Source organism: Chryseobacterium sp. FW101-FHT12H09, assembly GCF_058790395.1.
Genome location: NZ_JBYTCP010000003.1, coordinates 833,685 through 846,664 on the forward strand (window position 1 = coordinate 833,685; position 12,980 = coordinate 846,664).

Consider the following 12,980-nt stretch of genomic DNA (forward strand, 5'->3'; position numbering starts at 1 on the left):
AAAATATTACAAATACAAATTTAAAATCACATGAAGTTAACAGCATTATTCGTAACGGCATCAGCAACGCTGCTATGTTTAAAAGGAAAGGCGCAGGAAGTATCCTTCAAAACAGAGTACATCGGAAATTCAGGTTACTACTATCTACCCCCAAGCGAGAAACCCAAGGAAAAAATTGGTGATGGCAAAGGGTCTGCAATGGTCTACCAGGGAGCGGTCAACATCCCATTATCTATGAAATCAAATAAAAACAATCGTCCTACTGCCTGGGGTATTGGTTTTGGCGGGGCATATGTTGCGTTGAATAACAAAAACTTCAAAGAAAACATGGTATCTGAAATCATGAATTTGCAATTGGGTATTTATCATCTTCGTCCATTGAATGACAAATGGTCTCTGAGGGCAAGCGTTGGGATAGGAATATTTACTCCCTCTACCGATTTTTCTAAGATCAACTTTAAAAATATTCTCGGAAGTGGAGGTATTGTTTTTATCCGACACCTTAATCCCAATCTTGACCTCGGCGGAGGTATCGCTATAAATAGTTCTTTAGGCTATCCAATGGTATTTCCTGCTGTTTACGTTAAATGGAAACTCGACGGGAAATTTGATATCAACGTTGAACTTGTTGAAGGTCTGGAAATATCAGCTGGTTATGATTTTAATGAGAAATTCAAACTATCCTATGCGATAGAAATGAACGGACAAGTGGCTTTGTTAGAAAAGGACGGTAAAAATGTGATCTTCTCTCATCAATATATAGTTACGGGGTTTCGTCCTGAACTAAAGTTTGGCACAACCGGATTCTCTGTGACTGGTATGGCTGGGCTTAATTTGTATCGACCGGCTTCCTACAGTGACAGAACTTTAAAAGGAGTGTTTGCATCGGATAATGATTATTATTTTTCCGTTTCACCATATGTATCGGTTGGTTTAAAAATGAAATTTTAATTTATGAAAATAAACCAAGCCGTACAAATTCTTGCATATAGGAGTCTTTATATGATTGTCTATACTTTAAGTTTACTACCTATGACATTTCTATATGCAATGGCTTCTTTTGCTTTTTTCCTTTCTTATTACATTATTGGTTATAGAAAAGAGGTTGTATTTCAAAATATTGCACGCTCTTTTCCTGACAGGCAATATGGAGAACTCCATCGTATTGCAAAAAAGTTTTATACTTGTTTTGCGGCTTATTTTGCTGAAATCATAAAAAGCGTATCTGTTCGGACAGAAATAATGGACAAGAAAATCATATTTGAAAATTTAGAATTAATAGACCAATATGTAAACTCAGGCCGAAATGTTATTTCTTGTATGGGGCATTGCGGCAATTGGGAAGTGTTGAATTTTATGCCATATAAAATTCAACACGATATGTATGCGGTTTATAAACCATTAAAGTCGGCAATAATAAACATGCTAATGATTAAGCTCAGGTCACGTTTTGGTATGAAGCTGATACCCGACCAATCAGCCGTACGACACATTTTAACCAAAAAGCAATCTCCAGCCATTTATCTTTTTCTAGCTGACCAATATCCCCGGATAAAAGAAAACGGATACAGATTCAAACTACTAAATCAAGATACCTATGTATTTTCAGGGATGGAAAAATTGGCGCTTACTACTGGATCAGCAGTTGTTTACCTGCATATTGTTCAAGTATCAAAAGGAAATTACAAAATAACCTGCGTCCCCATATGCTCTCAGGCGGAAATCCTAAATAAGAGAGAAATAACGCAAAGGTATGTTGATTTATTGACAGAAAATATCAACGAAGAACCATACGGTTGGCTATGGACACATAAACGGTGGAAAACATAAAATAATGATTTACCTACTTTAATCATCGTGATCATAGGATTGATACTTATTAGCTGTTTTATCAGCTGTTTCCTCTTTCTGTATATCTTTATTAAAGTTCTTCATGAAGAGTAAATAATTTCTCTCAATTTAGATGAAATTCTATTTTTGAACACGATTTTATAATTAGAGTTATAGTCTTTAACAACAAGACTAAAACACAAACTAAGCATTTTTGATAATGAAATATATAATTATAGAAAATAAAGAACAGCATGATGATGAATTACATGATGACATCGCAGATTTCTTATGGAATAGAGGAAATGAGGTATTTATCAGAAATAATACAGCGATTGATTTTCAAAACATTATAAAATATTGCAACTATATTGTTTTGCTGATTCAAAATTCTTCTTCAGAACTTCACTCTGAAAGAGACCTAAAAGGGTTTATTAGATTTTTTGAATTAGAAAATTGCCAGAACAAAAAAACAATTTTTGTCTTTTCAAATAACGGAGTGTATTCGAATGCTATTCCATTCCCTCATAAAATTTTTCATTTTGAGCAACTAAACAAAAATGAGTTAATACACTTTTTTAGTTGGTCTAATAAATTTAATTTATTTAATACAAATAAGGAAACAACCAACCAATAAATTAACTTAGATTATTAAACAATGGCTTTCTGGTACAACCTTTTTTAACTAATTTTATCTGATAATATATAAATCATACATGAGAAAAATCGTATTTACAGGAATAGTGGCTTTAGGAGGATTTCTAACAGCAAATGCACAGTGCAAAACTGTATCCACACTTGTAGAAAATTTTGATACCTGGAAAGATATTAACAAATGTTGGACTGCTCAGTCAGGAAAAGCAATGCTTTACAATAATGAAAAAAGAATCGTATTTTATTCGATGACCAATCCCGGAGAAAATATGTATTTGATTACTCCAAAAATTAAAGCAGGAACATATACCCTTAGCCTTGATATTTCTGACAACGGTGGAGAAACTACTTTGGAACTGTTCTCAATAAACAATACAGCTGATGCCAAATCTTATGTCTCAATAGCTAAATCTTCAAAAATAACGGGAGATAAAAAAGTCTTTACTATTTCTTTAAAAAAAGATTCAAATTTAGGCCTGAAAGTTTTGCTGAATGGAATACATCAGGCAGTATATGTGGATAATTTTTCTTTGAAACCAAAAAAATAAATCATTAAAAATATGTACCAAACCCCCAGCTAATTTAAACTGGGGGTTTATTTTTTTCACCATTTCCGTATTCAAAATCTGGCTCAATTCCATCGATCTGAAAAACTCAGCATATCATTTGCTGAATAATTATTAAAAGGTCCCATTTAAACCAAGCATATTAGGTGACACATTTACCTTCCATGAAATCTTTTTTTCCTTACGGTACTCATTCTTCTGCATATAACGATAGGTGCCATCTACAATGAAATAGCTAATCGCAGTGCTCAGAAATATATCTGAAAAAAAATGGGCACCTTCCCACATTCTTGATAAAGGCGTTATAAAACCTACGCTATAGATCCCGGCTTTCACCCATGGATTTGAAAACTGTTTGGCCAATGCAAACATAGTAGTGGAAACCAACACGGTATGTCCTGATGGGAATGATCGATATTCAGCTTGTCCACTAAAGGGTTTAAAGTAAGATTTTCCTTCACCTGTTCCCGGTCTCGCCCTTCCCACTAATGTTTTAGATAATGTCTGGATCAATCCGGCTGTTGTTGCAGAAGAAATCATAAGAACTCCTGTATCTCTGATTTTATCATTTTTTGTAAAAAGTCCTGTCAGATAAACTACACTTGTAATGCCATAATTATTCTGTGGACTCCCAAAATAGTATCCGAATTTTTTGATAACACTGGGCACTTTTCCACTTTGATCTATAAAATACTGACTGGTATTATTGTCTACAGAATACAATAATACTGTTCCCAATGCAACTCCGCCCACATCAATCCAATTATCTTTTTTCCATGAAAATGGACTCAAATAGCTGTGTGCCATATTATTGAATATCTGTTTACCGTCAACTACCAGCTGCCTACCAATACTATTTTTCTTAGAAATGATTAAAGTATCTGTTATTGACTGGTTAGTAATGACCAAACTATCAGCTTTTTGGGAAAAAATAAAATTGAAAAGTAAAAATTGGAATAAAATAAAAACCCGCTTCATTATTTCTTTTTGAGAAGGGCAAAATTACAAATTAAGGAGATCAAAGGCTTTTTCCTGATGATAGAAAAAAACAATTTCCATCATTATGTTTTATTTCCAAAATATAATGATGGATATTTTTTAATGTGTATAAATTTTTTTTAGAAGTACAGATTTTAGCAAATAAGTTTACTTATTTTTTTATTGACACAAGATTTGCAAATTCGTTGGGTTACTTCACTGATGCCACCTGTTTATATTTTTGCTAAAAAAGACAAAAAATCAGGGTAACATAAAGTAGTTAGAAGATTCCATAACGTCTGATAATCAGTTTTATGCCGAAAGCATTTCTTATCAAATAATTTATTTTCATGACTCATCTTTGAACCAAATATTTTTATATTTTTATGGGTAAAAACGTATAGATTATTAATCCAAATAAAAATAGTAATCAAATCATGAAAGCAAAAATCCTTATTTCAGCAATGACCGTCTTAGCGATCACCGCCTGCAGTCAGAGCAAGAAAAATTCACAAGAATCTAAACCACAGAAAAAAGAAACCACAACGGGCACTAAACCTTTAAAAAATGTAGGATTCGACATAAACAGCATACCCGTTTCTGACAAGAAATTGGGTGATTTTCCATACATTTCTCTTCCTGAAGGATATGATAATGTAAGCGATAATCCAATATCTGATAGCGATAAAGCTTATTTTTGGGTTGGAGATCATTTTGAACAACCTGTTGGTAAAATCTTTTTCAGCAGGATAAAGGCCAAGGATGGAAAGACCTATTCTGAAACCGAATTATTAAAGGGAATACAGGAGAAAATTATTTCTCTGGGTGGGAAAAAGATAAACGAATCTAAGGTGACATCAGATATTTCAGCGACTGATGAAGCAAACAAGGTAAAATATGTGAGCGGATATGGATTCATTGGTTATGCAACTACATATACCTACCTCATACGTAATGCAGATAAAAATGTTTGGATACAAATAACCCCAACGGATGATGGTGCATCTGTCGGCTGGATTATTTTGGAAGCAAAATCGTAAATGTTTATTTTTCCCATATAATTATAAAGCAATTACCGGTTTTATTTTTTCACTGGACGTCAATACACGAACTTTAAAATCATGTAATTAAACTTGTAAAAAATAAAACCGGCAATTGAATAGTATGGGCTCGCCCTACTTAAAATTTTTTTATACTCCGTTATCTTTTACACATGGCATCCCATGTTGTCCAAAAGTGCGCATTAATAGCACCTGGAGGAGGATTCGTACTGTCTGCAACAATGCCTACCATTGAGGCACAGTTGGAATTACAGCCTATTTCATTATAACTTCCATGTTGAGGTGGAATCTGTCGCCATGTACCCGTTGATCCGCTTAGCAATTCTACTTTAATTTCAAAGATACCTGATAGATTAGGTGTCTGAATTTGTTTCGTTGGGTCTTCACTGGAAATAGAGTCGCTCCAGCTGCCTTGCGAGAATGTGACACGCCATGTTGAAATCATTTTGGCTGTATTGTTCTGAGGTGAAAGATAAACCCAGAATTGAGCTCCACCACCCAATTGAAGTTGGCCGGAAGAGTTTACGTTTACATTTGCTGTTTCCATATTGAATGTATTTTTGGTTGATTAGTTTCTGTTCACGATAGCTTTTCAGAATACATCATTTTAGGATCTGCTCTGAAGCTTTGATTTCTATCTCAAAGTAACAAAGATGTTAGAATCTGTGGTAGCGTACAATTGACCAATTATAGCTCTAGGTAGAAATACTTAATTGAAAGTAAGTAGGCTAAGAACCTTGCCAAATAAATTAATATTGTAGAAATACATGAACTACAACAATAAAATCAATAAGAAAAACTGGATAGCATTATAAGGCATTTTGCGTTTATAAATGTCTAATTTTCAATAAACCATATATTTTTGTTTGTAGTATTATAGGTAATTACTTCCCAATACAGAATTTAGAACCTTCAAAATGAGTATATTTATAATACAAATCAGACAGATATGAAAAATCTACTATTCTGCATTGCACTCATACTTTCCTCAACAGCTTTTTCCCAAAAGGTTATCCCTTCCCTGAACGGAACATGGAAAGCTGTTTCAAAAATTGAGACAGAAACAAAACAGGGCATCGTAACGGAGGAGGATAAAGAAATTTACAAAGCCGGAGAAAAAACCTACACATTTACTTCAACAAATGTTAGAATTACTCAGGGTTTTGGTAAACACACTGAGAAATTGCCACTTCGGGTTCAAGCTAATAAGTTGTTCATAGGTAAGCCTGAAAAAAACAAAGAGCCTTATATAATAACAACCAATGGTAAGCGCTTGATTTTAACAAAAACAGAACGTAAACTAAAAAAAGGCAAATCTGAGATCGAGACAGAGGTGGTAACACTGGAAAAATAATTCCATCTTAATTTTTTATCATAAACTCAAGCAAGAAGTTTAAATATTATTGGTTAAAGTAAATGCAGATTAAATAATCTACGTTAAATTTAATATATACTTTATATTAGCCCGACACGAATTGATTACTTTTGCCATGCATTGAAACCGTTTGGTGCTTTATAATGGAGTATTTTAAAAAAATATATTTAGATTACAAACATCAGGTATACTTTTTTGTCAAAAAGTTTATTTCAAATATTGAAGATGTGGAAGACGTTGTGCAGGAGATTTTTGTACATCTCTGGAAACATTCTTCATCTCTTAAAAATCCACAGACTTTAGAATCCATTATCTTCAAAACAGCCCAACAGGAAGTTTCTAATTTTTATAGAAAAAATAAAATGCTTTTCTCTTTTTCCGATGAAAGTTTTATAATAGATGAAGCCGATTCTGAAAAAACGGATACTGAATTTAAAGAAGAACAATTACGAAAAATACAAAACCTTCTCGAAGAACTTCCTGAAAGAAGCAAAACTTTTTTTTATAAAAACAAATTAGAAAAAATAAGTTATTCTCAGATCGCAAAAGAAAATAATCTCTCCAAAACGGCTGTAGAAAAACAAGTCAATAAAGTCGTCCGATACATAAAGGCGAACTTAAATCTATTTTAACTAAATATTAACCAATATAAACAAATTATTAAATCCATCTCTCCGGGGTGGATATTTTTATTTAACCGCGTAATTATAATTGTATGAAAGATTCTCAAAAACATTTTGAAAAAATTTGGAAAACAGTCTCCGAAGAAAAACAGGAAATGGATTCTACAACCGATTCCAGAATCTGGAAAGGAATAGACAGGAGAATTAAGCAAAATAATAAGCGAAAATATTATTGGCCGGCTGCGGCAGCTATTTTGGTTCCTTTATTCGGAATACTGCTTTTTTATAAAGATTTTGCACCAAAAGAAACAAAAAATGATTTGTCAGCAATCGTATTACAAACCAATGAATTTTCTAAAACTTTCAGACTATCAGATCATAGTGTTATAACCTTAGAGCCTTACAGTAAATTATCTATAAATAAAGATTTTGGCAAAAAATATAGAAATGTAAAATTTCAGGGGAAAGGTTTTTTCTCGATTGAAAAAGATAAATCAAGACCTTTCATAGTAGATGCAGGTGGCTTCAGTGTTGAAGTTTTGGGAACAAAATTTTCAGTTGATCAGAAGTCGGAAGAAAAAAAGGTAAAACTGATTGAGGGGAAAGTAAAAATAAAACACAATGGCAAACTAATATATCTTTTACCTAATGAAAACTGGAGTACTTCTTCAACAAAAATAGATTTTCATTATTATGCAATGAGTATGGTAAGGCCTTTCACTTTTGAAAACACAACTTTCGAGGATGCCATAACTGAAATAGAAAATACGTATGGAGTCAACATTACGTATCCAAAAAACATTGCTAAAAACCAAGTATCAGGTTCATTCTCAGGAAATTTGAAAGAAATTCTTTCCATTATAAATTATCCCTTTAACCTAAAAACTGTTTTTAAAAATGAAAATGAAATAACTCTGTATTAAAATAAAACAGCACCAATAATGTGGCGTTATCAGTGCTTGTAATTAACTCAAAACTCGCAAAAGAATAATAAATTAACTCTTCAAATTTATGAAAAAAACTGCAATTTCTATTGCTTTACTCGTAGCTATGGGACTGCCTGTGCTAAATTATGCACAAACCCAAGCTAACATGCCTGTCACCAACAATCAAAAACAGGTACTATTAGTCAAAATACTTAAAAAATTAGAGAAATCTACCCATACTAAGTTCTTTTATTCTGCCTCAGATTTTAAAAATATTTGGGTAGATGAAAGCAAAATCAACTATTCATCATTACAGCAAAGTTTAGGATACCTGAAAAAGAATGTTCCTTTGGATTATCAAATTCAGAACAACACGGTCATCCTTAGAAAATTAATTTCTAATAATTCTTTTACTGAAAATGAAATAAAACCCAAAAACGATACTATAAACCAACAGGAGAAAAAAATAGAAGAAGTAGTTGTGGTTGGATATGGTACACAAAAGAAATCCATTATAACAGGATCCGTATCTGTTGTGAAAGGTTCATCAGCAAACGGACAACCAATACTTTCGGCTGGAAATGCTTTACAGGGTCTTGCACCCGGTGTTACGGTGACCACACAAACTGGGGCACCTGGCGGTGATGCCGGGAATATCAGAATCAGAGGGATCAACAGTTTTGGAGGCTCCGACAGCAATCCACTTGTTATTATTGACGGTGTTGCAGGAAACATCAATGATGTTGATGTCAACATGATTGAGTCTATTTCCGTCCTTAAAGATGCTGCTTCTGCTGCAATATATGGTTCCAGAGCAGCTGGTGGGGTTATTCTTGTAACCACAAAACGAGCTAAGGGGAATAAATTATCTGCCCAATATAGAGTGTATACAGGCTGGCAAATGGCAACGGCAATACCAAAAGTTACTGATGGTCTTACCTACATGAAAGTATTTAATGATGCCAGTATGAATGACAATGGCACAAAGATTTACAGTGATGAGGCTATAAGTGCTTTTACAGAAGCATACAACAAAAACCCCAGCAACTATGACTGGCAAAAAGCGATCCTTCAGGGAAGTGGATTCTTGCAGGACCATTATTTTTCGTTATCCGCAAAATCCGGAATTATCAGTGTATCACCATCGTTCGGGTATTCAAAACAGGAAGGTATTATTAAAAATACCGACTTTACGAGATTTACTTTCCGTAATAATATGGATATTACCCCTAACGACCAATGGAATATCAGACTGGATATGTCAGTGGTAAACAAAGACAGAAAACAGATTGCTGATGAAGGCACCATCTGGAATTATCTTGGAAGAATGCCTACAAATATTCCAATTTATTATGGCAATAACTATTCTGACGGATGGGTAAAAATCAATCCGGTTGGTTTTATCGAAAATGGTGGAAATCGCACCCAAAACGACTTAGAGTTTATAGGAAATATGAATATTTCTTACAAACCTACAGATTGGCTGACCTTAAAAGGTCTTGTTGCTCCACGATATCATACTACCAATATCCATCTTTTCAGAAAAAGTGTACCCACCTATTATGAAGACGGAACTGAAGCGGGTTCTGCCAACACTTTTACAGAGCTTACAGAATCTGCAAGACGTCAGTTTTATGGAACATATCAATTCCAGGCCGATGCAAAAAAAGAATTTGGTAAGCATAGTTTTGAGCTTCTTGCCGGAACTTCAAGAGAAACTTATAATGAAAAAATATTATCCGGATACAGAAGGGACTTTCTATATGATAATTACGAACAGCTGGATGCCGGTGCAGATAATGAAACCAAGGATAATGGAGGTTCGGAATACGAATGGCTATTGGTTTCTGCTTTTGGTAGATTAAATTATAATTACGATCAAAAATATTTATTTGAAGCTAACGTAAGATACGATGGCACTTCAAGGTTTATTGGTAAAAACCGTTGGGCAGTCTTTCCATCATTTTCTGCCGGTTGGGTGGTTTCGAGAGAAAGCTTTTTCGAAAGCTTAAGAGGAACAATCAGCCAATTAAAACTGAGAGGATCCTGGGGTAAATTAGGAAATCAGAATATCAGTTCTTCTTATTATCCGTTTTCAGAACCATTATCATTGGGAAGTACTTCTATGAACGGACAAGTATATCAGACCATACAGCAATTAATTATGTCCAATCCCAATTTGAAGTGGGAAGAAACCACCATGTCAGGTGTTGGTGTTGATTTATCCTTATGGAAAAAATTAGACCTTTCTTTTGATATTTATGATAAAAAAACCGATGGTATCCTTTTAAGATTAAACACATCTCAGCTTACGGGTTTACAGGCACCCGTTCAAAACGCGGCAACAGTAAGCAACAAAGGTTGGGAAATAGGTGCACAGTATAATGAAAAATGGGGTGATTTTAAAATGAATATCGGCTTTAATCTTTCTGACGTCAATAATAAAATTGTTGATATGAAAGGTCAGTCTTCCGGAACACTTCTTCGCCAGCAGGTTGGTTCTTCCGTGAACTCCATTTACGGCTTTATCGCTGATGGCTTATACCAAAGTCAGGCAGAAATTGATGCCGGTCCAACACAATTTGGAACTTTAAAACCGGGAGATATACGATACAAGGATATTGCCGGAGCTTTTGATGCTAATGGTAACCCAATCGGTGACGGAAAAATTACTGATGCTGACAGAACCATTATCGGAAATACAATTCCCCGATATACATACGGTTTTAATATGGATCTTTCTTATAAAGGCTTCAGGTTATCAGCACTAATACAGGGTGTTGGAAAAGTTGACGGGTATTTAGATTCACACTACGTAATTCCTGCCGTAAACTCAAGTGCTGTGAAACCTTGGCAACTCGATTATTGGACCCCGGAAAATACCGATGCTCAATTTCCCCGTGTTTCCCTAACCTCAACAAACAATACACAAAACTCGACAAAGTGGATGAAAAGCGCCGCTTATATGCGTCTTAAAAATGTACAGATAGGCTATGAATTACCTAAATCTTTTATAGACAAAACATTCCTGCAGAGTGTTTATATCTACCTCAATGGACAAAACCTCTTCACTTTCACAAAATTCTATGAGGGGTATGACCCGGAAATCAATTACAATCTGGGTAGTTCTGACGGTGTTGCTTTGGGAGGTGGAAACTATTATCCACAGGTAAAAACATTCTCATTCGGTATCGATGTTAAATTTTAATTTAAAAAAAATGAAAAACTTTTTAAAAATATTTTTATTAGCCATAATCACCTCGTGCACAAGCGCTGATATGGATTTAGAACCGCTTAACGGACCAACATCCGGGACTTTTCCCGCATCTTATGAAGAAGGAAAAATGGGTCTTTTTGCAGCTTATAGAAACTTAAGTACTTTGGATGCTGCCAGTACTCCGATGTGGCACGTAATGGATAATATTACAGACATTGGGTATGCAAGACCTGGAACCAATTATACATCGCCTATCACAAGTTCTCTTACTACAACCAACGCATTGGCTATAAAACCATGGGAAGTTCATTATCAGACCATTGCAAGATGTCATGCTGTACTCGATAAATTGGATGGAATTTCAGGACTTACCGAAGGGCAAAAGGCGGAGCTTGGTTCGGAATTGAGATTTATTCGTGCTTATTGCTATTCTCAGCTTATTGAGCTTTACGGAGATGTTCCATTAATAAAAGCAGCTGTTACGCTTGAAAATGCTAATGTTCCCAGAACACCTGTTGCTGAAATTCAACAATTTATTATTAACGAACTTGGAGCGGTTGCACCCCAACTTCCGATATCACAATCGCAGTTCGGAAATGTGCGCGCATCCCGTATAGCCGCCTTAATGTTAAAAGCCAGGGTTGAACTTTATTCTAAACAATACGCGGCAGCGGCGATCACTTCAAAACAGGCTTTAGACCTAGGAGCAGGTGTTTATAGTTTAACACCATTCAATTCTTCTGTGAATTATGCCGGTAAAGATCATACCGTAGGAGAGCCAGATCCCAGCAATATATTTGGGCATAGTGGCTTTGCTAATAGTAAAGAATGGATTTGGGTGGCAGAATACAATATGAATGTACCAGGATACCTGCATAATCAGCAATATTATGCAGCGTCCCGTTTGGGTAAAGGGGTTTGTTACTGGGGACCTACTCAAAACCTTATAGATTCTTATGAAATGACAGATGGTCTCTCAATAATTGAGTCTCCGCTGTATGATGAAGCGAACCCGTTTAAAAACAGGGATCCGCGTCTTGATATGTATACCGCACGACCACACTCAAGATATCTCGGATACCAATTTGAACCGAATACCTCTTTCGCAAAAGTAAACAACTACTGGTCAGTTGGCGCACCAACACAGGTTACCAATGCCGACGCTACGAATGCGTATCGATCTTTCAGTGGCTATCTATGGAGAAAAGTGGTTGATATTGCTGACTTTAATTCGACCTCTGTAAGTGGAAATTCAGATTTAAATGTTGGAATTTTCAGATTACCGGAATTAATGTTGATTTATGCAGAAGCAAAAATTGAGTCGAATGAGTTGGATAATTCCGTTTATGACGTGATTAACCAAATTAGAGCCCGCGCAAAAATGCCCGCTTTAAATACCGGAATGTCACAAGCTCAATTGAGAAAAGCACTCCGATATGAAAGAAAAGTAGAATTAGCAAATGACGGATTAAGATGGTATGACATCAGACGTTGGAATATCGCCAATAATGTGATGAACGGCTATTTATACCTAAACCGTAATGCAAACAATTGGACTAAATCAGTAGTAACAGGCTTTGATGAAAGTGCAAATCCTATTTATAATCATTCACAAGCTTCAGTATATTTTTCAACACAGGAAGTAGTTTACAGAATAAATAAAGATGAGTACTGGCCAATACCACAATCGGAAATGGATGCAAATCCTTCTCTAAAACAAAATCCTGGATATTAATTATATAAAAGAGAA

Annotated in this window: 12 protein-coding genes; 10 read left to right on the top strand and 2 right to left on the bottom strand. The window is 34.8% G+C overall.

Going from position 1 to position 12,980, the window contains the following annotated elements; translation table 11 throughout:
• Nucleotides 1-30 precede the first annotated feature (30 nt).
• From AC3WRL_RS14530 to AC3WRL_RS14545, 4 genes are all read left to right on the top strand, one after another.
• Nucleotides 31-951, top strand: a complete 921-nt coding sequence (locus tag AC3WRL_RS14530) for a DUF6268 family outer membrane beta-barrel protein (protein ID WP_492330615.1) — start codon at nt 31-33, stop codon at nt 949-951.
• Between the two features lie 3 nt (nt 952-954).
• On the top strand, nt 955-1,830 hold the full coding sequence (locus AC3WRL_RS14535; RefSeq protein WP_214833962.1) for a lysophospholipid acyltransferase family protein: 876 nt from the start codon (nt 955-957) through the stop codon (nt 1,828-1,830).
• Between the two features lie 220 nt (nt 1,831-2,050).
• Entirely contained in the window at nt 2,051-2,467 is a 417-nt protein-coding gene (locus AC3WRL_RS14540; protein ID WP_214833965.1) for a hypothetical protein, read from the top strand.
• A gap of 79 nt (nt 2,468-2,546) precedes the next feature.
• Nucleotides 2,547-3,032, top strand: coding sequence for a hypothetical protein (locus AC3WRL_RS14545; RefSeq protein WP_492330616.1), 486 nt, complete (start codon nt 2,547-2,549; stop codon nt 3,030-3,032).
• A 132-nt stretch (nt 3,033-3,164) separates the two neighbouring features.
• Here AC3WRL_RS14545 and AC3WRL_RS14550 read toward each other — a convergent pair whose 3' ends face one another.
• Nucleotides 3,165-4,028 carry a phosphatase PAP2 family protein gene (locus tag AC3WRL_RS14550; RefSeq protein ID WP_492330617.1) on the bottom strand — a complete coding sequence of 288 codons (864 nt, stop codon included), beginning with the start codon at nt 4,026-4,028 and terminating at the stop codon, nt 3,165-3,167.
• Nucleotides 4,029-4,465: 437 nt separating this feature from the next.
• Here AC3WRL_RS14550 and AC3WRL_RS14555 point away from each other — a divergent pair, with 437 nt between their 5' ends.
• Nucleotides 4,466-5,068, top strand: a complete 603-nt coding sequence (locus tag AC3WRL_RS14555) for a hypothetical protein (protein ID WP_214833973.1) — start codon at nt 4,466-4,468, stop codon at nt 5,066-5,068.
• A gap of 160 nt (nt 5,069-5,228) precedes the next feature.
• On the opposite strand, the gene AC3WRL_RS14560 is transcribed toward AC3WRL_RS14555, so the two are convergent.
• Complete coding sequence (locus AC3WRL_RS14560) at nt 5,229-5,636, bottom strand: hypothetical protein (RefSeq protein WP_214833978.1); 408 nt, start codon at nt 5,634-5,636, stop codon at nt 5,229-5,231.
• Between the two features lie 402 nt (nt 5,637-6,038).
• Between AC3WRL_RS14560 and AC3WRL_RS14565 the strand changes: the two genes are divergently transcribed.
• The 5 genes from AC3WRL_RS14565 (at nt 6,039) to AC3WRL_RS14585 (ending at nt 12,965) form a co-directional block, all read left to right on the top strand.
• A complete protein-coding gene (locus tag AC3WRL_RS14565; RefSeq protein WP_214833981.1) occupies nt 6,039-6,443 on the top strand; it encodes a hypothetical protein in 405 nt (134 codons plus the stop codon).
• Nucleotides 6,444-6,607: 164 nt separating this feature from the next.
• The gene (locus AC3WRL_RS14570; RefSeq protein ID WP_214833983.1) at nt 6,608-7,096 is read left to right on the top strand and encodes an RNA polymerase sigma factor; all 489 of its coding nucleotides are present in this window, start codon (nt 6,608-6,610) and stop codon (nt 7,094-7,096) included.
• Between the two features lie 83 nt (nt 7,097-7,179).
• On the top strand, nt 7,180-8,010 hold the full coding sequence (locus AC3WRL_RS14575; protein WP_492330618.1) for a FecR family protein: 831 nt from the start codon (nt 7,180-7,182) through the stop codon (nt 8,008-8,010).
• Nucleotides 8,011-8,098: 88 nt separating this feature from the next.
• A complete protein-coding gene (locus tag AC3WRL_RS14580; RefSeq protein ID WP_492330619.1) occupies nt 8,099-11,221 on the top strand; it encodes a SusC/RagA family TonB-linked outer membrane protein in 3,123 nt (1,040 codons plus the stop codon).
• A gap of 10 nt (nt 11,222-11,231) precedes the next feature.
• Complete coding sequence (locus AC3WRL_RS14585; protein WP_492330620.1) at nt 11,232-12,965, top strand: RagB/SusD family nutrient uptake outer membrane protein; 1,734 nt, start codon at nt 11,232-11,234, stop codon at nt 12,963-12,965.
• The last annotated feature ends 15 nt before the right edge of the window (nt 12,966-12,980 follow it).

Coding starts and splice junctions, on each gene's coding strand:
- AC3WRL_RS14530 (WP_492330615.1), top strand. CDS start 31: ATGAAGTTAACAGCATTATTCGTAACGGCATCAGCAACGCTGCTATGT.
- AC3WRL_RS14535 (WP_214833962.1), top strand. CDS start 955: ATGAAAATAAACCAAGCCGTACAAATTCTTGCATATAGGAGTCTTTAT.
- AC3WRL_RS14540 (WP_214833965.1), top strand. CDS start 2,051: ATGAAATATATAATTATAGAAAATAAAGAACAGCATGATGATGAATTA.
- AC3WRL_RS14545 (WP_492330616.1), top strand. CDS start 2,547: ATGAGAAAAATCGTATTTACAGGAATAGTGGCTTTAGGAGGATTTCTA.
- AC3WRL_RS14550 (WP_492330617.1), bottom strand. CDS start 4,028: ATGAAGCGGGTTTTTATTTTATTCCAATTTTTACTTTTCAATTTTATT.
- AC3WRL_RS14555 (WP_214833973.1), top strand. CDS start 4,466: ATGAAAGCAAAAATCCTTATTTCAGCAATGACCGTCTTAGCGATCACC.
- AC3WRL_RS14560 (WP_214833978.1), bottom strand. CDS start 5,636: ATGGAAACAGCAAATGTAAACGTAAACTCTTCCGGCCAACTTCAATTG.
- AC3WRL_RS14565 (WP_214833981.1), top strand. CDS start 6,039: ATGAAAAATCTACTATTCTGCATTGCACTCATACTTTCCTCAACAGCT.
- AC3WRL_RS14570 (WP_214833983.1), top strand. CDS start 6,608: ATGGAGTATTTTAAAAAAATATATTTAGATTACAAACATCAGGTATAC.
- AC3WRL_RS14575 (WP_492330618.1), top strand. CDS start 7,180: ATGAAAGATTCTCAAAAACATTTTGAAAAAATTTGGAAAACAGTCTCC.
- AC3WRL_RS14580 (WP_492330619.1), top strand. CDS start 8,099: ATGAAAAAAACTGCAATTTCTATTGCTTTACTCGTAGCTATGGGACTG.
- AC3WRL_RS14585 (WP_492330620.1), top strand. CDS start 11,232: ATGAAAAACTTTTTAAAAATATTTTTATTAGCCATAATCACCTCGTGC.